This is a genomic window from Azohydromonas lata NBRC 102462 (assembly GCF_001571085.1).
Taxonomy (GTDB): Bacteria; Pseudomonadota; Gammaproteobacteria; order Burkholderiales; family Burkholderiaceae_C; genus Azohydromonas; species Azohydromonas lata.
The window spans coordinates 1-19,387 of sequence record NZ_BCTC01000110.1 but is presented as its reverse complement, the minus strand read 5'-3'; the positions used below and the strand labels follow the sequence as shown (position 1 = coordinate 19,387).

18 protein-coding genes and 1 tRNA gene are annotated in these 19,387 nt (G+C 69.3%); 10 read left to right on the top strand and 9 right to left on the bottom strand.

From position 1 onward, the window contains the following. Together ALA01S_RS25430 and ALA01S_RS25425 are read right to left on the bottom strand one after the other, a co-directional pair. Positions 1-1,103 (bottom strand): methyl-accepting chemotaxis protein (locus ALA01S_RS25430; protein WP_157119277.1); only part of this gene is annotated, 1,103 nt, incomplete at its 3' end. 305 nt (positions 1,104-1,408) lie between these two features. Next, a complete protein-coding gene (locus ALA01S_RS25425; protein WP_084267942.1) occupies positions 1,409-3,772 on the bottom strand; it encodes a UvrD-helicase domain-containing protein in 2,364 nt (787 codons plus the stop codon). Positions 3,773-3,844: 72 nt separating this feature from the next. Between ALA01S_RS25425 and ALA01S_RS25420 the strand changes: the two genes are divergently transcribed. The 3 genes from ALA01S_RS25420 (at position 3,845) to ALA01S_RS25410 (ending at position 6,890) form a co-directional block, all read left to right on the top strand. Then, a complete protein-coding gene (locus ALA01S_RS25420) occupies positions 3,845-4,651 on the top strand; it encodes a gamma-glutamyl-gamma-aminobutyrate hydrolase family protein (RefSeq protein WP_066342099.1) in 807 nt (268 codons plus the stop codon). After that, positions 4,648-5,748: a patatin-like phospholipase family protein gene (locus tag ALA01S_RS25415; protein WP_238455947.1), complete on the top strand. Its 1,101-nt coding sequence runs from the start codon at positions 4,648-4,650 to the stop codon at positions 5,746-5,748. The genes ALA01S_RS25420 and ALA01S_RS25415 overlap by 4 nt, the downstream gene beginning before the upstream one ends. A gap of 164 nt (positions 5,749-5,912) precedes the next feature. Further along, positions 5,913-6,890, top strand: a complete 978-nt coding sequence (locus tag ALA01S_RS25410; RefSeq protein WP_066342098.1) for a GMP reductase — start codon at positions 5,913-5,915, stop codon at positions 6,888-6,890. Positions 6,891-6,929: 39 nt separating this feature from the next. On the opposite strand, the gene ALA01S_RS25405 is transcribed toward ALA01S_RS25410, so the two are convergent. From ALA01S_RS25405 to ALA01S_RS25395, 3 genes are all read right to left on the bottom strand, one after another. Continuing rightward, positions 6,930-7,259, bottom strand: a complete 330-nt coding sequence (locus tag ALA01S_RS25405) for a HepT-like ribonuclease domain-containing protein (protein WP_444979092.1) — start codon at positions 7,257-7,259, stop codon at positions 6,930-6,932. Positions 7,260-7,304: 45 nt separating this feature from the next. Then, positions 7,305-7,595: a nucleotidyltransferase family protein gene (locus ALA01S_RS25400; RefSeq protein WP_066342096.1), complete on the bottom strand. Its 291-nt coding sequence runs from the start codon at positions 7,593-7,595 to the stop codon at positions 7,305-7,307. An 86-nt stretch (positions 7,596-7,681) separates the two neighbouring features. Further along, positions 7,682-8,527: a MipA/OmpV family protein gene (locus tag ALA01S_RS25395; protein ID WP_084267941.1), complete on the bottom strand. Its 846-nt coding sequence runs from the start codon at positions 8,525-8,527 to the stop codon at positions 7,682-7,684. A gap of 195 nt (positions 8,528-8,722) precedes the next feature. Between ALA01S_RS25395 and ALA01S_RS25390 the strand changes: the two genes are divergently transcribed. Continuing rightward, on the top strand, positions 8,723-11,554 hold the full coding sequence (locus tag ALA01S_RS25390; RefSeq protein ID WP_066342094.1) for a valine--tRNA ligase: 2,832 nt from the start codon (positions 8,723-8,725) through the stop codon (positions 11,552-11,554). Positions 11,555-11,716: 162 nt separating this feature from the next. Next, entirely contained in the window at positions 11,717-12,583 is an 867-nt protein-coding gene (galU, locus tag ALA01S_RS25385) for a UTP--glucose-1-phosphate uridylyltransferase GalU (RefSeq protein WP_066342102.1), read from the top strand. A 70-nt stretch (positions 12,584-12,653) separates the two neighbouring features. Here the strand turns inward: galU and ALA01S_RS25380 are convergent, their stop codons facing one another. After that, positions 12,654-12,884, bottom strand: coding sequence for a sulfurtransferase TusA family protein (locus ALA01S_RS25380; RefSeq protein WP_066342093.1), 231 nt, complete (start codon positions 12,882-12,884; stop codon positions 12,654-12,656). A gap of 24 nt (positions 12,885-12,908) precedes the next feature. Next, positions 12,909-13,814 carry a cysteine synthase CysM gene (gene cysM, locus ALA01S_RS25375; RefSeq protein WP_066342101.1) on the bottom strand — a complete coding sequence of 302 codons (906 nt, stop codon included), beginning with the start codon at positions 13,812-13,814 and terminating at the stop codon, positions 12,909-12,911. 110 nt (positions 13,815-13,924) lie between these two features. Here cysM and ALA01S_RS25370 point away from each other — a divergent pair. The 3 genes from ALA01S_RS25370 to ALA01S_RS25360 all read left to right on the top strand — a co-directional run bounded on the left by ALA01S_RS25370 (position 13,925) and on the right by ALA01S_RS25360 (position 16,040). Further along, a tRNA-Leu gene (locus tag ALA01S_RS25370) sits at positions 13,925-14,009 on the top strand. Positions 14,010-14,139: 130 nt separating this feature from the next. Continuing rightward, on the top strand, positions 14,140-14,742 hold the full coding sequence (locus tag ALA01S_RS25365) for a rhomboid family intramembrane serine protease (RefSeq protein ID WP_066342092.1): 603 nt from the start codon (positions 14,140-14,142) through the stop codon (positions 14,740-14,742). Between the two features lie 152 nt (positions 14,743-14,894). Continuing rightward, positions 14,895-16,040 (top strand): S1C family serine protease, encoded by a 1,146-nt coding sequence (locus ALA01S_RS25360; protein WP_238455946.1) that lies wholly within the window; start codon positions 14,895-14,897, stop codon positions 16,038-16,040. A 35-nt stretch (positions 16,041-16,075) separates the two neighbouring features. Here ALA01S_RS25360 and ALA01S_RS25355 read toward each other — a convergent pair whose 3' ends face one another. Beyond that, positions 16,076-16,969 (bottom strand): NAD-dependent epimerase/dehydratase family protein, encoded by an 894-nt coding sequence (locus tag ALA01S_RS25355; protein ID WP_066342091.1) that lies wholly within the window; start codon positions 16,967-16,969, stop codon positions 16,076-16,078. A gap of 167 nt (positions 16,970-17,136) precedes the next feature. Here ALA01S_RS25355 and ALA01S_RS25350 point away from each other — a divergent pair, with 167 nt between their 5' ends. Beyond that, a complete protein-coding gene (locus tag ALA01S_RS25350; protein ID WP_066342090.1) occupies positions 17,137-18,186 on the top strand; it encodes a CDP-6-deoxy-delta-3,4-glucoseen reductase in 1,050 nt (349 codons plus the stop codon). Positions 18,187-18,210: 24 nt separating this feature from the next. After that, complete coding sequence (locus tag ALA01S_RS25345; protein WP_066342089.1) at positions 18,211-19,191, top strand: Bug family tripartite tricarboxylate transporter substrate binding protein; 981 nt, start codon at positions 18,211-18,213, stop codon at positions 19,189-19,191. Positions 19,192-19,268: 77 nt separating this feature from the next. Here ALA01S_RS25345 and ALA01S_RS33495 read toward each other — a convergent pair. Further along, positions 19,269-19,387, bottom strand: a 119-nt coding sequence (locus tag ALA01S_RS33495; protein ID WP_507762110.1) for an ABC transporter ATP-binding protein C-terminal domain-containing protein, incomplete at its 5' end; no start/stop codon positions are given.

Genomic DNA, 19,387 nt, shown 5'->3' with positions numbered 1-19,387 from the left:
CCGTCGATGGTGCCGATGATGTCGGCGATCTTGCGCGAGCTGTCCTCGATGCCGCGCATGGTGTCCACCACCTGCGCCACCACCTGGCCGCCCTTGACGGCCACGGCGGAGGCGCCCTGCGCCAACTGGTCGGCCTGGCTGGCGCTGTCGGCGTTGTGGCGCACGGTGCTGCCCAGCTCGTCCATGGAGGCGGCGGTCTCCTGCAGCGCGGAGGCCTGGTGCTCGGTGCGCTGGCTCAGGTCCTGGTTGCCCTGCGCGATCTGCGCGCTGGCCACGGCCACGCCCTCGGCGTTGCTGCGCACGCTGCGCACCACGTCGGTCAGCGAGGCCTGCATGCTGCCCATGGCGTGCAGCAGCGGGGTGAACTCGTCATTGCGGTCGTCCACGACCGGCACGGTGAAGTCGCCGTCGCGAACGCGCTCGGCCACCTTCTGCGATTCGGCCACGCGGCTGCGCAGGCGGCGGCCGATATACCAGGAAAACGCCAGCAGGCCCGTGGCAATCATCACCACCAGGCTGACCAGCAGGATGCGCGTGCTTTGCGCCGCCTTTTGAATATCACCCACTTCCGTGCCCAGCAATTGGCTTTGCTTGGCGCGAGCTTCGCTCAGCCATTGCTGCATATGGGTAAAGGTGGGAATGGTCTTCGCCTGCAGCATTTTGAAGGCTTCTTCACGCTGGCCTTCACGCACCATCTGCAAATTGGCCTCGGCCACCGGCCAGGTGTCCTGCTGCATTTTCAGCCAGATATCGCGGAAGGCGTCTTTGCCGGCCTGGTCGGGAATATCGTTGAGGAAGGCGTTGTCGTTGCGCGTGATTTGCTCGCGCTTGCTCGTGATGTCGCGCGCCATGGCCTCGACGTCGTCACGATCGTGCACCAGCATGGCGTGGCGCAGGTCCAGCAGCACTTGCGTCACGCTGAGCTCGGTGCTGGCAATGCGCTCAAGCTGCAGTACACGCACTTCGCCGGCATTGACCGCCAAGCGCTCGACGCTGCGCAACTGGCTCCAGGACGTCACGGCCAGCGTCGTCAGCGCTAATATGAGCGCAGCCGACACGGCATATAGCCGTTGGGAAATACCGAATGAAGCAAACAGGTTCATGGGACTCCTTTGAGTTTATTCTTCGCGGATACCTGTGGTCCCGGAAAGCCCAGCGCGAATAAACGCGCAAGGCAATAACTCAAAAGAGAGCCCAGGATCTAAGGCACGAGCTAATGTCTCGCCTGGGCCAAAATGAACTGTTACGGCAGTGTCAATTGCTAGTGAACTTCCGAATTATTTTTTGAATTTGATTTATGTCACACCCTGGATACCTTTTTTTGAGATTATCCAAGCAAAAACCGCGGATATATCGTGGCCGGCGCGCAACCAAGCTGTAAGCCGCACGCCGACCGTTAAGGCTGTTGTCAGTCAATAGGCGTGAGTTTCGCCACCGACAAGGCCAGCCACTTGCGCCCATGCCGGCCGAAATTCACTTCGGCCCGCGTGTCCTCGCCGCTGCCTTCCAGCGTGACGACCACGCCTTCGCCGAAGCGGTTGTGGAACACGGCCTTGCCCACGGTGAGCCCATGCGAGGGCACGGCCTTCGGGATGAGCTTGGGCGGCGCAGGCTCCTTGCGGGCCTGGAACCCGGCACTGGAGCCGTGCTGCCACGCCTGGCGCGGCGTGAAGGACGTGGCGCCCTGGAAGCCGGTGCGCGGGGTGATCCACTTGAGCGCGGCGTCCGGCAGCTCGTCGAAGAAGCGGCTCTTGACGTTGTAGCGGGTCTGCCCGTGCAGCAGCCGCGTCTGGCTGAAGCTCAGGTACAGGCGCTTCCTGGCGCGCGTGATGGCCACGTACATCAGCCGCCGCTCCTCCTCCAGCCCGTCGGCGTCTGACAGCGAGTTCTCGTGCGGGAACAGGCCCTCTTCCAGCCCGGTGATGAACACGGCGTCGAACTCCAGGCCCTTGGCCGAGTGCACGGTCATGAGCTGCACGGCGTCCGACCCGGCCTGTGCCTGGTTGTCGCCCGCCTCCAGCGAGGCGTGGTTCAAAAACGCCGCCAGGGGGCTGACGATCTCGCCCGTCTCGGCGTCGGGCAGCAGGTCGGCGCCTATGGCCTCCTCGCCCTCGGGGCGCAGCTCGTCCACGGGCAGCGCGACGGCCTCCTTGCCGAAGCCCTCCTGGGTGACGAAGGCCTCGGCGGCGTTGACCAGTTCCTCCAGGTTCTCGATGCGGTCCTGGCCGTCCTTGTCGGTGCGGTAGAAGTCCAGCAGCCCGCTGGCGTCCAGCATGCGCTTGATGATTTCGCGCAGCGTCAGCCCCTTGGTCTGCTCGCGCAGTTGCAGGATGAGGTGGTTGAACGCCGCGAGGTTGGCGCCGGACCGCCCGGTGACGGCGCCCACGCTCTGGTGCAGGCTGCGGCCGCTGGCGCGGGCGGCGTCGGTGAGCTGCTCCACGCTGCGCGCGCCTATGCCGCGCGCGGGGAAGTTCACGACGCGCAGGAAGCTGGTGTCGTCGTGCGGGTTCTCCAGCAGGCGCAGGTAGGCCAGCGCGTGCTTGACCTCGGCGCGCTCGAAGAAGCGCAGGCCGCCATAGACGCGGTAGGGGATGCCGGCGTTGAACAGCGCGCTTTCCAGCACGCGGCTTTGCGCGTTGGAGCGGTAGAGCACGGCGATCTCGCTGCGCGCAAGGCCGCCGCGGTGCAGGAGCTGGGCCTCCTCGATCAGCCACTGCGCCTCGGCGTGGTCGCTCACGCTCTCGTGCACGCGCACGGGCTCGCCGGGGCCGGCCTCGGTGCGCAGGTTCTTGCCCAGGCGGCGGCTGTTGCGGGCGATCAGCCCGTTGGCGGCGTCCAGGATGTTTCCGTAGCTGCGGTAGTTGTGCTCCAGCTTGACGATGGTCTGCACGCGGTACTCGCGCTCGAAGTCGGACATGTTCCCGACGCGCGCGCCGCGGAAGCCGTAGATGGACTGGTCGTCGTCGCCCACGGCGAACACGCCCTGGCCGCCGCCCGGGGGGGCGAGCATCTTCAGCCAGGCGTACTGCAGGCGGTTGGTGTCCTGGAACTCGTCCACCAGCAGGTGGCGGAAGCGCTGGCGGTAGTGCGCGGCCAGGGCCTCGTTGTCGCGCAGCAGCTCGTAGCTGCGCAGCATCAGCTCGGCGAAGTCCACCACGCCCTCGCGCTGGCACTGGTCCTCGTAGGCGGCGTAGATGGTGACGAGCTGGCGGGTGTGCGGGTCCAGCGCCTCGACGTCGCGCGGGCGCTTGCCCTCTTCCTTGCAGGCGGCGATGAACCAGCTCACCTGCTTGGGCACGAAGCGCTCCTCGTCCAGCTTCATGGCCTTGATGACGCGCTTGACGGCGGAGACGGTGTCGGAGGCGTCCAGGATCTGGAAGCCCTGTGGCAGCCCGGCCTGCTTCCAGTGCGCGCGCAGCAGCCGGTTGCACAGGCCGTGGAAGGTGCCTATCCACATGCCGCGCACGCTCAGGGGCAGCAGCGCGGTCAGGCGCGCCATCATTTCCTTGGCGGCCTTGTTGGTGAAGGTCACGGCCAGCAGCCCGCCGGGCGAGACCTGGCCGGTCTGCAGCAGCCAGGCGATGCGGGTGGTGAGCACGCGCGTCTTGCCGGAGCCGGCGCCGGCCAGGATGAGCGCCGGCTGCGCGGGCAGCGTGACGGCGGCGAGCTGCTCCGGGTTGAGGTGGCGCAGCAGCGCGTTGGACACCGGGGGCGCACCGGCGGCGGAGGCCGCGGCGGCCTGGTCTTCAGAGAAAAGCGACGGGGAACCCATGTGGCATTCTAAGTAGCCACCCCCTGTTACACGGGGGTTCGCCCCGGGCATTGCATTCGCTACGCAGGGCGCATGGCACCCCTGCTCATAGGCATCTCGGCCAGGATTTACTACCCGCAAGCCCCGCAAGCCGACTCCGGCGGCGTGTTCACGCGCACGCTGCACTACCTGGAGCAGTCGGTGGCGCACTGGATCCTGCACAAGCCGCAAGTGCTGGCGCTGATGATCCCGGCCATCGAGCGCGAGGGCCTGCTGCTGCCGCGCGAGGTGAACCTGGCCGACTACGCCCGCGAGCTGGACGGCCTGGTGTTGCAGGGCGGCAACGACGTCGCCCCCGCCAGCTACGGCGAAGACCCGCTGCACGACGACTGGCACGGCGACCGTATCCGGGACCGCTACGAGATGGCGCTGTTCCGTGCCTTCCTGGCCGAGGGCAAGCCGGTGATCGGCATTTGCCGGGGCTGTCAGCTCATCAACGTGGCCTTGGGCGGTACGCTCTACCAGGACATTCCCACTCAACTGCCCGCCGCCGTGGGCCACCGCGACCTCATGCGCTACGACCAGCAGTTCCACGACATCGCGATCACGCCGGGCTCCCGGCTGTCGCAGCTCTACAGCGGGGCGACGCTCGCCGAAGTGAATTCCATACACCACCAGGCGGTGAAGGACCTGGGCGACGGGCTGGAGGTGGAGGCCCGCGGCGTGCCCGACGGCGTGGTGGAGGCCGTGCGCTGGCGCGGGCCGGGCTATGTGTTCGGCATGCAGTGGCACCCGGAATTCATGGCCGGCGACGCGCCCCACCCGCGCCGGCTGGACAGCGAACCCCTGTTGGGCGAATTTTTGGCCGCCGCGGCCGAGCGCAAGGGGCGCGGGCGTTGAGCGCCGCGTCGGGACTGGCGGGGCTGTGGCCCTGGCGGCGCGAGGGCGCGCGCCGCCCCGTGGCGCTGGCGCTGCAAGGCGGCGGCGCGCACGGCGCCTTCACATGGGGCGTGCTGGACGAGTTGCTGCGCCGCAACGACCTGGAGGTCGCGGCGCTCAGCGGCACCAGCGCGGGGGCGATGAACGCCATCGTCCTGGCCCACGGGCTGCTGGACGGCGGCACCGAGGGCGCGCGCGAGGCGCTGCACCGTTTCTGGCACGCGGTGAGCGAGCAGATGCCCGCCGGCGCCGTGCGCCCAACGCGCAGCGAGGACGAAGTCCCCAGCCTGCACCCGGCCGCGCAGGCCATGCTGCAGTGGTCCAAGCTGCTGTCGCCCTACGCGCTCAACCCGCTCAACCTCAACCCGCTGCGCAAGCTGCTGTCGTCGCAGATCGACTTCGAGCGGCTGCGCGCCTCGCGCGGGCCGCAGATCTTCATTGCCGCCACCAACGCCAACACCGGGCAGTTGCGGCTGTTCAAGCGCCAGGAGCTGACGGTGGAGATGGCGCTGGCCTCGGCCTGCCTGCCCATGCTGATGCAGGCCGTGGAGATTGACGGCGAGCCCTACTGGGACGGCGGCTACGCGGCCAACCCGGCGCTGCTGCCGCTGGTGTGCGAGACGGACGCGCCGGACTTGCTGATCCTCACGCTCAACCCGCGGGTGTTCGGGGCGCTGCCGCGCACCGTGTCGCAGATACAGCACCGCGCGCTGGAGATCGGCTTCAACGCCTGCTTCCTGCACGAGCTGCGCTGGCTGCAGCAGTTGCAGGTGCTGGCGCGCCAGGGCGCGTGGCGCGGCTGGGGCTGGCGCCGGCGCGTGGCGGCGCTGCGGGTGCACGTGATCGAGGCCGACGAGCAGCTTGCCGGGCTGCCCATGCACACCAAGATCATTGCGCATCGCCCTTTCATGGAGGCGCTGCGCGACCGCGGCCGCGCCCATGCGCAGGTGTGGCTGGCCAGCCAGGGCGAGGCCATAGGCCAGCGCTCCAGCGCCGACCTTGCGGCCTTGCTGGGCGACGGGGCTTTGCCGATGGGCCCGCTGGGCTCGCCTGCGTAGAATTCGCCACCGGGCCCAAATTTTTGGAGCCCGGTTTTTTGTGTCCGCACCGTCCTGGCTGACGGCTTCGCGGGCACCGCCGGGCTCCAGGTCAAGCGCTCGCAGCCATTGGGCCGCGCACTGCATCAACGCGCCGCCTCTGGAACGACTTCTGGAGCCTTACTTTGGACATCTTCGACTACGACAACGTCCTGTTGCTGCCGCGCCGCTGCCGCGTGGAAAGCCGCGCCGAGTGCGACGCCTCGGTGGCCTTCGGCCCGCACCGCTTCAAGCTGCCGGTGGTGCCGGCCAACATGAAGACGGTCATCGACGAGCGCATCGCCGCCTGGATGGCGCGCGAGGGCTACTTCTACGTGATGCACCGCTTCGACCTGGACAACGTCGCCTTCGCGCGCGCGATGCGCGAGCAGGGGCTGATCGTCTCCATCTCCTCCGGCGTGAAGGAGGCCGACCGCGCCGCGATCGACCGGCTGGCCGCCGACGGCGTCGGCGCCGACTACATCACCATAGACATCGCCCACGGCCACGCCGACAGCGTGCAGCGCATGATCGGCTACATCAAGGAGCGGCTGCCGCAGGCCTTCGTGATCGCCGGCAACGTGGGCACGCCGGAGGCGGTGATCGACCTGGAGAACTGGGGCGCCGACGCCACCAAGGTGGGCATCGGCCCGGGCAAGGTGTGCATCACGCGGCTGAAGACGGGCTTCGGCACGGGCGGCTGGCAGCTCTCGGCGCTGAAGTGGTGCGCGCGGGTGGCGACGAAACCCATCATTGCGGACGGCGGCATCCGCCACCACGGCGACATCGCCAAGAGCGTGCGCTTTGGCGCGGCGATGGTGATGGTGGGCTCGCTCTTCGCCGGCCACGAGGAGAGCCCGGGCCGCACGGTGGAGGTGGATGGGCAGCTCTTCAAGGAGTACTACGGCTCGGCCTCGGACTTCAACAAGGGCGAGTACAAGCACGTGGAGGGCAAGCGCATCCTGGAGCCCGTGAAGGGCAAGCTGGCCGACACGCTGCGCGAGATGCGCGAAGACGTGCAAAGCTCCATCTCCTACGCCGGCGGGCGCGAGCTGCGCGACCTGCGCAAAGTGAACTACGTGATCCTGGGCGGGGAGAACGCGGGCGAGCACCTGCTGATGTGACGGCGCCGGGGCCGGGAGGCCCCTCACGCAATAACGGGCTCAGGACGGCGCTTGGCCGCCGTCCAATTCCAAGGCGGCCAACTGCTCCAGCAGGCTGGGCAGCGCCGTCTGCACCGTCTGCCACACCACCGCCAAATCGATGTCGAAATAGCCGTGTGCAAGGCGGTTGCGCATGCCTTTCATGCTGCGCCAAGGCACCTGCGGGTGCAGTTCGGCGAATGCCGCATGCTCCAGGAGCACCTTGGTCGCGGCCTCGCCAATGATGAGCAGGTTGAAGATGACGGCCTGCTGCGTGCGCTTGTCGGCGAAGAAACCGGGCTCGGACAGACCTTTGACGTAGCTGCAGGCCAAGCCTGCGGCCTCAGCCATGTGCGCCACGTAATCAGCCAGCCGCTGCCCACTCATACGCCGTGCTCACACGGGTCGGGCCCGCGACAGCACCTCGTCGCGGAATTTGGCAGGCAGATCAGCAGGCGTGAGCACGTCCACCGGCACGCCCAGCAATTCCTCCAGCTCGACTTGCAGCCCCCCCAGGTCGAACAGGGTGGCGCCAGGCAGTGCGTCCACCAGCAGGTCGAGGTCGCTGCCCTCGGTATCCCGCTGCTCCAGCGCGGAGCCGAACACCCGCGGGTTGGCCGCGCGGTGGCGCAGCACCGCCGCGCGCACGGCGGCCCGGTGATGTTCGAGAGCGGTGGACGGTTTCATGCCGGACATGCTTTGAAAACCAGGAATCGGGATTGTGCCGGCCGGCCGCGCCACGGTTCATGCGGGCGGCCTGGCCGCATTGCGGCTTATTCCTCCGCCTGCCCCTCGCGTGAGGACGTCGCGAACACGTAGGCCACGGCGATGCCGGCGGACCAGTTCTCGCGCTGGCGCACCAGCGGGCTGTCGAGGAAGGAGGCGCCGCGCAGCGTGTCCCAGCGCGCAAAGCCCGCCACCCACCACGGGCCGAAGCGCCGCGAGGCCACGCCCTGCAGATAACCGCCCGCACGGCCGCCGCCGGGCTGGTAGGCGGGGCGGTCCGGCGTCGCCTCCGAGGCCGACACCTTGTAGAAGACCTCGTTGTAGCGGCGGTCCTGCGCCACCAGCGCGCCGTAGAGCGCCGTGCGCCAGCCGCCGGCCTGGGGCAGCGACAGGCGCAGCTGCGGCGTCGCCACCCAGCCCTTGAAGCCGCCCTCGCTGCCCACGCCCAGCGCGGCGCGCACGGGCAGGCGCAGGTCCAGCTTCCAGTCGTCGCCGCGCGCGGCGGTCCAGCTCACCAGCGGGCCCAGTTCCACGATGGTGGGCAGATCCGCCATGCCGCGGCGCGCCACGTTGTCGCTGCTGCGCGTGGGCGGCGTGCCCGAGAGGCTCAGGTCCACGTCCAGCCGGTCGGTCTGCAGCAGCACGGCGCGGGCGCCTTCGCGGTCGGCGCGCAGGATGGGGCCGCGGTAGACCACGTAGGGCAGCGGCAGCGTCCAGGTGTGCGACTGGTCGGCGCCGCGGTAGTGCGGCAGCCGCAGCACGGTGGCGCCGGCGCCCAGCTCCCACAGGGGCTCCTCGGCTTGGGCGGCGCCCGCGGCCAGCAGCGCCAGCGCGGCGGCACAGGGCAACAGGGGGCGAAGGGACGGCGGCGGCAGCGGTGATGCAGGTTTCATGAAGCGAGATGGCGCGGCACGGAGGATGAAAAAGCCATCTTGCCCCGGGCGCCTTGCGGGCTCGCCGGGCAATCGGAGCGCCGGCCGGGGGCTGTGGTGCGCGCCCTACAATCCCCCACCCTCGTGAACCCCCGGTGCCGGCGCCCCTTGGCGCGCCCCTTGCGCGCATCGGCGTGCCTCTTCTTGCTTCCCGCCATGACCGAACTCGCCAAATCCTTCGAGCCCGCCGCCATCGAGGCCCACTGGGGCCCGCTGTGGGAAAAGAGCGGCGCTTACGAGCCGACGCTGGACCCGGCCAAGCCCTCCTTCTCCATCCAGCTGCCCCCCCCCAACGTCACGGGCACGCTGCACATGGGCCATGCGTTCAACCAGACGATCATGGACTCGCTCACGCGCTACCACCGCATGCGCGGCTTCAACACGCTGTGGGTGCCGGGCACGGACCACGCCGGCATCGCCACGCAGATCGTGGTGGAGCGCCAGCTCCAGGAGCAGGGCCTCAACCGCCATGAGCTGGGCCGCAAGAACTTCGTGGCCAAAGTCTGGGAGTGGAAGGAAAAGAGCGGTTCCACCATCACGCAGCAGATGCGCCGCATGGGCGACAGCGTGAGCTGGCCGCACGAGTACTTCACCATGGACGACAAGCTCTCCAAGGTGGTCACGGAAACCTTCGTCCGCCTCTTCGACGAGGGCCTGATCTACCGCGGCAAGCGCCTGGTGAACTGGGACCCGGTGCTCAAGTCCGCCGTCTCCGACTTGGAGGTCGAGAGCGAGGAGGAAGACGGCTCGCTGTGGCACATCCGCTACCCGCTGGCCGACGGCACGGGCGAGCTGGTGGTGGCCACCACCCGCCCCGAGACCATGCTGGGCGACGTGGCGGTGATGGTGCACCCGGAGGATGAGCGCTACGCCGGCCTGATCGGCCGCCAGGTGACGCTGCCGCTGACCGGCCGCACCATCCCCGTGATCGCCGACGAGTACGTGGACCGCGAGTTCGGCACGGGCGTCGTGAAGGTCACGCCCGCGCACGACTACAACGACTATGCGGTGGGCCAGCGCCACGGGCTGCCCATGATCAGCATCCTCACGCTGGATGCCGCCATCAACGACCAGGCCCCCGAGGCCTACCGCGGCCTGGACCGCTTCGAGGCGCGCAAGCGCATCGTGGCCGACCTGGAGGCGCAGGGCCTGCTCGTCGAGGTCAAGAAGCACAAGCTGATGGTGCCGCGTTGCGCGCGCACCGGGCAGATCGTCGAGCCCATGCTCACCGACCAGTGGTTCGTGGCCATGAGCAAGCCGGGCGCGGACGGCAAGTCCATTGCCGAGAAGGCCATCGAGGTCGTGGACAACGGCTCGGTGAAGTTCGTGCCGGAGCAGTGGATCAACACCTACCACCAGTGGATGAAGAACATCCAGGACTGGTGCATCAGCCGCCAGCTCTGGTGGGGCCACCAGATTCCGGCCTGGTACGGCAGCGGCGGCGAGATCTTCGTGGCGCGCAGCGAGGAGGAAGCCCGCGCCAAGGCGCAGGCCGCCGGCTACAGCGGCGAGCTCCAGCGCGACGAGGACGTGCTCGACACCTGGTACTCCTCGGCGCTGGTGCCCTTCTCCAGCCTGGGCTGGCCCGAGAAGACGCAGGAGCTGGACCTGTTCCTGCCCTCCTCCGTGCTGGTCACGGGCTTCGACATCATCTTCTTCTGGGTGGCCCGGATGATCATGATGACGGTGCACTTCACCGGCCAGGTGCCCTTCCGCCACGTCTACATCCACGGCCTGGTGCGCGACGCGCAGGGCAAGAAGATGAGCAAGTCCGAGGGCAACGTGCTGGACCCGGTGGACCTCATCGACGGCATCGCGCTGGAGCCGCTGCTGGCCAAGCGCAGCACGGGCCTGCGCAAGCCCGAGACCGCGCCGCGGGTGAGGAAGGACACGCAAAAGGAGTTCCCGGACGGCATTCCGGGCTACGGCGCCGACGCGCTGCGCTTCACCTTCGCGGCGCTGGCGAGCCTGGGCCGCAACATCAACTTCGACTCCAAGCGCTGCGAGGGCTACCGCAACTTCTGCAACAAGCTCTGGAACGCCACGCGCTTCGTCCTCATGAACTGCGAGGGCCAGGACTGCGGGCTGGCCGAGCATGGCGCCGAGGCCTGCGTGCCCGGCGGCTACCTGGACTTCTCGGCGGCCGACCGCTGGATCACCAGCGAGCTGCAGCGCGTGGAAGCCGCCGTCGAGCAGGGCTTCACCGAGTACCGGCTGGACAACGTGGCCAACGCCATCTACTCCTTCGTCTGGGACGAGTACTGCGACTGGTACCTCGAAATCGCCAAGGTGCAGATCCAGACCGGCAGCGCCGAGCAGCAGCGCGCCACGCGGCGCACGCTCATCCGCGTGCTGGAGACGGTGCTGCGGCTGCTGCACCCCATCACGCCCTTCATCACGGCCGAGCTGTGGGAGCGCGTGGCGCCGGTGGCCGGGCGCAAGGTGGCCGGCAGCGAACAGGGCCTCGTCACGGCGGCCTATCCGCGCGCGCAACTGGAGCGCGTGGACGCGCAGGCCGATGCCTGGGTGGCCAAGCTCAAGGCGCTGGTGGGCAGTTGCCGCAACCTGCGCGCCGAGATGAACCTCTCGCCCGCCGAGCGCGTGCCGCTCTACACCTTTGGCGACGAGGCCTTCGCCAGCGCCGCGGCGCCGCTGCTCAAGGCGCTGGCCAAGGTGTCGGAGGTGAAGGTGTTCGCCGACGAGGCCGCCTTCGCGCAGGCCACGGCCATGGCGCCGGTGGCGGTGCAGGGCGACATCCGGCTGGCGCTGCACGTGGAGATCGACGTGGCCGCCGAGCGCGTGCGCCTGTCCAAGGAAGTGGCGCGGCTGGAAGGCGAGATCGCCAAGGCGCAAGCCAAGCTGGGCAACGAGAGCTTCGTGGCCCGCGCGCCGGCCGCCGTTGTGGCGCAGGAGCGACAGCGCATGGCTGACTTCGGCCAAAACTTGGAGCGGCTGCAGCAGCAGCTCGCCCGGTTGCCCGCGGCCTGAGCGGTGGATGCCACCGGGGCCGGCCCCTGAACCGGCCCCGGAGTCAAGCAGGACACTGCCCGGGCGTTGCCGTCAAGCCGCCAAAGCCGGGCCGGACGTGACAAATGCCCATGCCAGAATGGGACATTCTCAATTCCACGTCTTGGAGCATCGATTCACATGATGAGCATCAAGAAGGCCGTTTTCCCCGTCGCCGGCCTTGGCACGCGCTTCCTGCCGGCCACCAAGGCCCAGCCCAAGGAAATGATGCCGGTGGTGGACAAGCCGCTGATCCAGTACGCGGTGGAAGAGGCCTATGCCGCCGGCGTGCGCGAAATGATCTTCGTCACCGGGCGCCACAAGCGGCCCATCGAGGACCACTTCGACATGAGCTTCGAGCTGGAGGCGATGCTGGAGCAGGCGCACAAGAACGAGCTGCTGGACGTGGTGCGCAGCGTCAAGCCGGCGGACATGGAGTGCATCTACGTGCGTCAGGCGCAGTCGCTGGGCCTGGGCCACGCGGTGCTCTGCGCCGAGCGCCTGGTAGGCAACGAGCCTTTTGCCGTGCTGCTGGCCGACGACCTGATGGTGGGCGAGCCGCCGGTGCTGGCGCAGATGGTGGAGCAGTTCTCCGAGTGGCGCACGTCCATCCTGGCGGTGCAGGAGGTGCCGCTGGCCTACGTGAAGCGCTACGGCATCGTGGGCGGCACGCCGGTCAATGACCGCATGACGGAAGTCAACCGCATCGTCGAGAAGCCGTCGCCCGAAGAAGCGCCGTCGCGCCTGGGCGTGGCCGGCCGCTACATCCTCACGCCGGGCGTGTTCCACGAGATCCGCAACCAGAACCGCGGCGTGGGCGGCGAGATCCAGCTCACCGACGGCATCGCCGGGCTGCTGCGCCGCGAGAAGGTGTTCGCCTACAACTACATCGGCAAGCGCTACGACTGCGGCAGCAAGGAAGGCTTCCTGAAGGCCAACGTGGAGCTGGCCATGGATCACCCGGAAGTCGGCACCTGGTTCCGCGGCTACCTCAAGCAGCTCGCGCTGTAAGCAGCAACTGCACGGCCGCGCCCACGCGGCGCGGCCACCGGCAAAAAACCCGCGCCAGGCGCGGGTTTTTTCATCGCTTCTTCAGGCAGTGGACGAACTCGTCGCCGCTGCTGGTCTGCTCGACCAGCTCGTGGCCGGTCTGGCGGGCAAAGGCCTGGAAGTCGCGCACCGAGCCGGGGTCGGTGGCCACGACCTTGAGCACCTGGCCGCTTTCGATCTCGGCCAGGGCCTTCTTGGCCTTGAGTATGGGCAGCGGGCAGTTGAGGCCGCGGGTGTCGATTTCCTTGTGGATTTCAAGCATGGGTTTGGGCTCCTGCGGCGTGGGTCAGGCGGGGAAGACGCCGGTGGAGAGGTAGCGGTCGCCGCGGTCGCAAACGATGAAGACGATGGTGGCGTCTTGCACGGTGCGCGCGATCTGCAGCGCGGCCCAGCAGGCGCCAGCGGCGGAGATGCCGGCGAACAGGCCCTCCTCGCGCGCCAGGCGCCGCGCCATGTCCTCGGCGTCGGCCTGGCTCACGTAGACCAGCTCGTCCACGGCGCTGGGGTCGTAAATCTTGGGCAAGTAGGCTTCCGGCCACTTGCGTATGCCGGGAATGCGCGAGCCTTCCGAGGGCTGGGCGCCGACGATGCGCACGGCCGGGTTCTTTTCCTTGAGGAAGCGGCTCACGCCGGTGATGGTGCCGGTGGTGCCCATGGCGCTCACGAAGTGGGTGATGCGCCCCTCGGTGTCGTTCCAGATCTCCGGGCCGGTGGTCTCGTAGTGGATGCGCGGGTTGTCGCCGTTGGCGAACTGGTCGAGCACCAGGCCCTTGCCGTCGCGCTGCATCTGCTCGGCCAGGTCGCGGGCGTACTCCATGCCGCCGGAGCGCGGCGTGAGGATGAGCTCGGCGCCGAAGGCCTTCATGGTCTGCGCGCGCTCGATGGAGAGATCCTCCGGCATGATCAACACCATGCGGTAGCCGCGGATGGCCGCGGCCATGGCCAGCGCGATGCCGGTGTTGCCCGACGTGGCCTCGATGAGCGTGTCGCCGGGCTTGATCTGGCCGCGCTCCTCGGCGCGGCGGATCATGCTGATGGCCGGGCGGTCCTTGACCGAGCCGGCCGGGTTGTTGCCTTCGAGCTTGCCGAGCAGCACGTTGTTGCGCTCGGCCAGCAGGCCGCCTTCCAGGCGCTGCAGCCGCACCAGCGGCGTCTGGCCGATGAACTCTTCGAGGGTCTTGTACGTGGGCATGGGCACGGGCCAGTTGAATCGTTTGTGCGTCATTGTCGCAGCCGACCCCGGAGCATGCCTTTTGGCATGACATAATCCCGTCCATATCGCGAGCGCTGCTTCGCACCCAAGCCCGGGTGGCGAAATCGGTAGACGCAGGGGATTCAAAATCCCCCGCCGCAAGGCGTGCCGGTTCGAGTCCGGCCCCGGGCACCACGCATGGTTGCGCAAGCAACGCGCCGCTTTCGCCGGACTGCCGGCGAGCCAAGGGCACCCGCGGCCCTGGCCGCCGGCCAGCCCTCCTCCCCGCACTTGACGCCACGGCGCCTCGCGCTGCCGCACCGCCATGCCCCCCATGCCTCCCATCACCAAAGCGTTCATGCTGGCCTGCGTGGGGATGTTCTGCATAGGGCTGCTGCTGCCCTTTGGTTCGCTGGAGGTGCTGCTGGCCCTATGGCCGCTGGGCAGCGGCCGCTTCTGGCCCTGGCAGGTGGTGACCTACGCCTTCCTGCACGGCAGCGTCATGCACCTGTTCTTCAACATGCTGGGCCTGTGGATGTTCGGCAGCGAGATCGAGCGCCTGTGGGGCAGCCGCCGCTACCTGCACTTCCTGCTGGCCAGCGTGCTGTCCGCGGCCGTGGCGCAGTTGCTGTTCACGCAGCTCATGGGCTCCATCTATCCGACGGTGGGCGCCTCCGGCGCGCTGTTCGGCCTGCTGCTGGCCTTCGGGATGATGTTTCCCAACCGCACCATCATCCCGCTGTTCCCGCCCATCCCCATGAAGGCCAAGGTGTTCGTGGCCATCTTCGGCGGGCTGGAGCTGCTCATGGGCATGTCCGGCGGCAGCGGCAGCGGCATCGCCCACTTCGCCCACTTGGGCGGCATGTTGGGGGGCTTCCTCATGATCCGCTACTGGCGCGGCCAGGCGCCCTTCGGCCGCCGCCGCTGACGCCGCCTCACGCGCCGGCCGGCCCGGCGCCTGACCCGGGTTTGTGCCGGACAAACCCTGCGAGTGACTCCAACCGCGCCGCGCTGCCATCATGACCGCGCTTGGCACACTCATTGCCTGGGTGATGCCAGTCCCTTCTCCGGGAGCGCGTCATGTCTTCTGCCCTGTCCGCCCGGCCGCGCAGCCGCCTGCGCCATGTGCTGTCCGCGCCGCGGCTTCGCTTGTGGTTGACCTTCACCATGGCGCTGGCCAGCGCCTGGTTCTGGACCGTGGCGCAGGCCCAGGAAGCGCCCGCCACCCCGGACGCCGAGCCGCCACCCGCGGCAGCCGCCCCCACCGAGCCGCAAGGCGGCCTGTCCGAGCAGGCGCGCATGCAGGCCCTGCGCCGAGCCAGCGACGCGGTGCTGGGCGTGCAGGTGCTGGCCCTGCCGGACGCCCGCTCCAATGCGTCCGTCGGCCGCGAGCGCCAGGGGTCGGGCATCGTCATAGACCGCGACGGGCTGGTGCTCACCATCGGCTACCTCATCGTCGAGGCTGACCAGATACAGCTCGTCCTGGACGACCAGCGCCGCCTGCCCGCCCGAGTGGTGGCCTACGACGTGGCCACCGGCTTCGGCCTGGTGCAGGCGCTCACGCCGCTGCCGCTCACGCCGGTCCCGTTGGGCGACAGCACGGCGCTGCACCATGGCGAGGCGGCCATGATCGTCAGCGGCGGCGACAACGGCTCCGTGAGCCTGGCGCAGGTGGTGGCGCGCCGCCCCTTCGCAGGCTATTGGGAATACCAGCTCGACCAGGCCGTGTTCACCGTCCCGGCGCGCACCGACCACAGCGGCGCGGCGCTCTTCAATGCCGAAGGCGAGCTGTTGGGCGTGGGCTCGCTGCTGGTGTCCGACACCTTGGGCGGCAGCGCCGACGGCGGACGGTTGCCGGGCAACATGTTCGTCCCGGTGGAGCTGCTCAAGCCCATCCTGGCCGAGCTGCGCCGCAACGGCACCACGGCCGCCAGCCGCCGCGCTTGGCTGGGCGTGAACTGCATGGAGCGCGACGGCGAAGTGCGCGTGCTGCGCGTGAGCGACGACAGCCCCGCCGCCGACGCCGGTCTGCAGCCCGGCGACCGCATAGAACGCATAGACGGCACCGCCGTGCAGTCGCTGGAGCAACTGTGGAAGCAGCTGTGGAACGGCGGCCAGCCGGAGCGCACCGTGACGCTGGACATCCAGCGCGACGGCGAGACCCGCTCGATGCAGGTCCACAGCGTGGACCGCATGACCACGCTGAGCAAGGCCGAAGGGATCTGAGGCGCCGTTGAAGCGAAGGCGCGCCCGCCGCGCCTTCAGCCCCGCAGCCCCTCGTTCACCGTCGGGTAGCGCAGCGCCAGGCGCAGCTCGCTTTTCAGGCGCCGGTTGGCCAGCCGGCGCGACTCGCCCATGAAGCTCAGCTGCAGCGGCGAGAGCTGCTGCCGCGCCTGCTCGCGCGAGATGCGCGGCGGCCGCGGCAGGCCGAAGAGGTCCGCGGCGAAGTCGAAGTAGTCGCCCATGCGCAGCGCGGTGTCGTCGCTGGCGTGCACCACGCGCTGCGGCAGGCCGCGGTGCAGCGCCGCGGCGCAGGCGCGGGCCAGGTCGTCGGCGTGGATGTGGTTGGTATAGACGTCGTCCTCGGTGCGCAGCACCGGGCTGCCGCGGCGCAGCCGCTCCAGCGGCGTGCCGCCCGCGCGGTCCAGCGCGTAGATGCCGGGAATGCGCAGGATGGTGACCGCCACGCCGCTGCGCCGGCCCCAGGCGCGCACCAGCGCCTCGGCGTGCACGCGGCGGCGCGCGCGGGCAGTGGCCGGGCGCACGGGGCGCGTCTCGTCGAAGCTCGCGCCACCGCAGTCGCCGTACACGCCGGTGGTGCTGCCGTACACCAGGCGGCGCAGCCGCCCGGCGCGGCGCGACAAGGCCTGCAGCAGCCGCGCGGTGCGCGGGTCGCCCTCGCCTTCACCGGGCGGCGGCGCCAGGTGCAGCACCGCGTCGGCCAGCCCGGCCAGGCGGGAGAGCGTGGCGGCGGCGTCCAGGTTGCCGTGCAGCGGCAGGGCGCCCGCGGCGCGCAGCTCGTCGAAGCGCTGCGGCGAGCTGCTGAGCGCCAGCACGCGCCAGCGGCCCGCCAGCAGCCGCGCCACGCGCAGGCCCACGTCGCCGCAGCCCACGATCAACAACACGGGACGGCGGAACACGGTGGGCAGGCTCATGGGCAACGGGGGACAGGGCTGGCAACGCGCAAACGGTGCGCGGAAAAAGACGGCGTAATGCGCCGCCGAGCGGCGGGTACTGGCGGCAGGCGAGAATCCCGCCCTTTCCTCATTCCCACCCGCAGCCGCGGCGGCGCGCCAGTGTACGGGCCGTGCGGACCACCACCATGAGCTTCAAGATCGACGTGCAGCCCGCCGGGCTGAGCTTCCAGGTCAACGACGAGACCATCCTCGCCGCCGCCATTCGCCAGGGCATCGGCCTGCCCTACGGGTGCAAGGACGGCGCTTGCGGCTCCTGCAAGAGCAAGCTGCTGCAAGGCACGGTGGTGCACGGCACTCACCAGCACAAGGCGCTGTCGGAAGCCGAGGAAGCCGCCGGCCTGGTGCTCACCTGCTGCGCCACGCCGCAAAGCGACTGCGTGATCGAAGCGCGCAGCGTCCCGGGCGCCGGCGAGTTCCCGGTGCGCAAGCTGCCCGTGCGCGTCATCAGCATCGACAAACCCGCGGCCGACGTGGCCGTCATGAAGCTGCAGTTGCCGGCCAACATGCCCTTCGAATACCACGCCGGCCAGTACGTCGAGTTCCTGCTGCGCGACGGCGTGCGGCGCAGCTACAGCATGGCCAACATGCCGCACACCGGTCCCATCGAGGCCTCCGCGCCGCCGACCATGGAGTTGCACATCCGCCACATGCCCGGCGGCCTGTTCACCGACCAGGTGTTCACCACGCTCAAGCCGCGCGACATCCTGCGCATCGAAGGTCCTTTCGGCAGTTTTTTCCTGCGCGAGGACAGCGACAAGCCCATGGTGCTGCTGGCCAGCGGCACGGGCTTCGCGCCGGTGAAGGCCATCATCGAGCTCATGCGCGCCAAGGGCATCGCCCGCCCGGCCACGCTGTACTGGGGCTGCCGCCGCAAGGCCGACCTCTACATGCACGAGTGGGCGCGGCAGGCCGCGGCCGAGCTGCCCTGGCTCACCTACGTGCCCGTGCTCAGCGAACCGCAGCCTGAAGACCCGTGGGTCGGCCGCACCGGCTTCGTCCACCAGGCCGTCATGGCCGACCTGCCCGACCTCTCCGGCCACCAGGTCTACGCCTGCGGCGCGCCGGTGATGGTGGAGTCCGCCCAGCGCGACTTCAGCACCCGCTGCGGCCTGCCGGAAGGCGAGTTCTACGCCGACGCCTTCACCAGCGAAGCCGACAAGCACGAAGAAGACTGATTGGACTGATCACCAGGAGATTGCATGCGACGCCGAGCCGCTCTCTCGCTATTGGCCGCCGCCGCCGCGCGGCCGCTGCACGCCCAGCAGGCGGCGCGGCCCACGCGGCTGGTCGTCCCCTACCCGCCCGGTGGCCCGCTGGACACCGTGGCCCGCGCCTTGGCCGAACGGGTGCGCGACAGCCTGGGCCTCGTGATCGTGGAGAACCGCCCCGGCGCGGGCGGCAACATTGGCGCCGACCTCATCGCCAAGGCCGTGCCGGACGGGCACAGCATCGTCATGGGCGCGGTGGCCACGCACGCCATCAACCCCTGGCTGTACCGGCAACTGCCCTACGACCCGCTGCGCGACTTCACGCCCATCACGCTGGTGGCGCAGGTGCCCAACGTGCTGGTGATGAACGCCGACGCCGCCGCGCGGCTGAACATCGCCAGCGTGCGCGACCTCGTGGCCTACGCCAAGGCGCACCCCGGCAGGCTCAACTACGGCTCAGGCGGCAACGGCAGCGCCGGGCACCTGGCCGGCGAGATGTTCAAGTCGCAGGCCGGCGTGTTCATGGTCCACATCCCCTACGCCGGCGGCAACGCAGCGCAACTGGCGCTGCTGTCGGGGCAGGTGGACGTGACCTTCGACAACCTCGCCTCGGCCGCGGCCAACATCAAGAGCGGCCGGCTGCGCGCGCTGGCCGTCACCACGGCCAGGCGCAGCAGCGCCATGGCGGATTTGCCCACCATCGCCGAAAGCGGCTCCAGCCTGGGCCTGGGGCAGTTCGACGTGGGCACGTGGTTCGGCCTGTTCGGCCCGGCGCGGCTGCCCAGCGACGTCACGCAGAGGCTGAACAAAGCTTTCGTGGACGCGCTGGGCTCGGCCGAGCTGCGCAGCCGCATGGCCACGCTCATGGTCGAGCCCTCGCCCACCACGCCGGAAGCCTTCAGCCGCTTCGTGCAGGCCGAGCTGAAGAAGTACGAGAAGGTGGTGAAGGCGTCGGGGGCGCAGGTGGATTGAGCGCTTGCCGCACCCCATAACGAAAAAGGGCCGCTGAATGCGGCCCTTTTGCTTGAGGAAGTTGCGTTTGCAGCGGCTTATTCGCCCAGGTAGGCCGCGCGCACCTTGGGGTCGGCCAGCAGCTGCTTGGCCGGGCCGGTCATGGTGATCTCGCCGGACTCCATCACGTAGCCGCGGTTGGCCAGGCCGAGCGCGC

Bases quoted from the DNA above. Each gene is read 5' to 3' on its own strand.
- ALA01S_RS25425 (WP_084267942.1), bottom strand. From the start codon at position 3,772: ATGGGTTCCCCGTCGCTTTTCTCTGAAGACCAGGCCGCCGCGGCCTCC.
- ALA01S_RS25420 (WP_066342099.1), top strand. From the start codon at position 3,845: ATGGCACCCCTGCTCATAGGCATCTCGGCCAGGATTTACTACCCGCAA.
- ALA01S_RS25405 (WP_444979092.1), bottom strand. From the start codon at position 7,259: ATGGCTGAGGCCGCAGGCTTGGCCTGCAGCTACGTCAAAGGTCTGTCC.
- ALA01S_RS25400 (WP_066342096.1), bottom strand. From the start codon at position 7,595: ATGAAACCGTCCACCGCTCTCGAACATCACCGGGCCGCCGTGCGCGCG.
- ALA01S_RS25395 (WP_084267941.1), bottom strand. From the start codon at position 8,527: ATGAAACCTGCATCACCGCTGCCGCCGCCGTCCCTTCGCCCCCTGTTG.
- ALA01S_RS25390 (WP_066342094.1), top strand. From the start codon at position 8,723: ATGACCGAACTCGCCAAATCCTTCGAGCCCGCCGCCATCGAGGCCCAC.
- galU (WP_066342102.1), top strand. From the start codon at position 11,717: ATGAGCATCAAGAAGGCCGTTTTCCCCGTCGCCGGCCTTGGCACGCGC.
- ALA01S_RS25380 (WP_066342093.1), bottom strand. From the start codon at position 12,884: ATGCTTGAAATCCACAAGGAAATCGACACCCGCGGCCTCAACTGCCCG.
- cysM (WP_066342101.1), bottom strand. From the start codon at position 13,814: ATGCCCACGTACAAGACCCTCGAAGAGTTCATCGGCCAGACGCCGCTG.
- ALA01S_RS25365 (WP_066342092.1), top strand. From the start codon at position 14,140: ATGCCCCCCATGCCTCCCATCACCAAAGCGTTCATGCTGGCCTGCGTG.
- ALA01S_RS25360 (WP_238455946.1), top strand. From the start codon at position 14,895: ATGTCTTCTGCCCTGTCCGCCCGGCCGCGCAGCCGCCTGCGCCATGTG.
- ALA01S_RS25355 (WP_066342091.1), bottom strand. From the start codon at position 16,969: ATGAGCCTGCCCACCGTGTTCCGCCGTCCCGTGTTGTTGATCGTGGGC.
- ALA01S_RS25350 (WP_066342090.1), top strand. From the start codon at position 17,137: ATGAGCTTCAAGATCGACGTGCAGCCCGCCGGGCTGAGCTTCCAGGTC.
- ALA01S_RS25345 (WP_066342089.1), top strand. From the start codon at position 18,211: ATGCGACGCCGAGCCGCTCTCTCGCTATTGGCCGCCGCCGCCGCGCGG.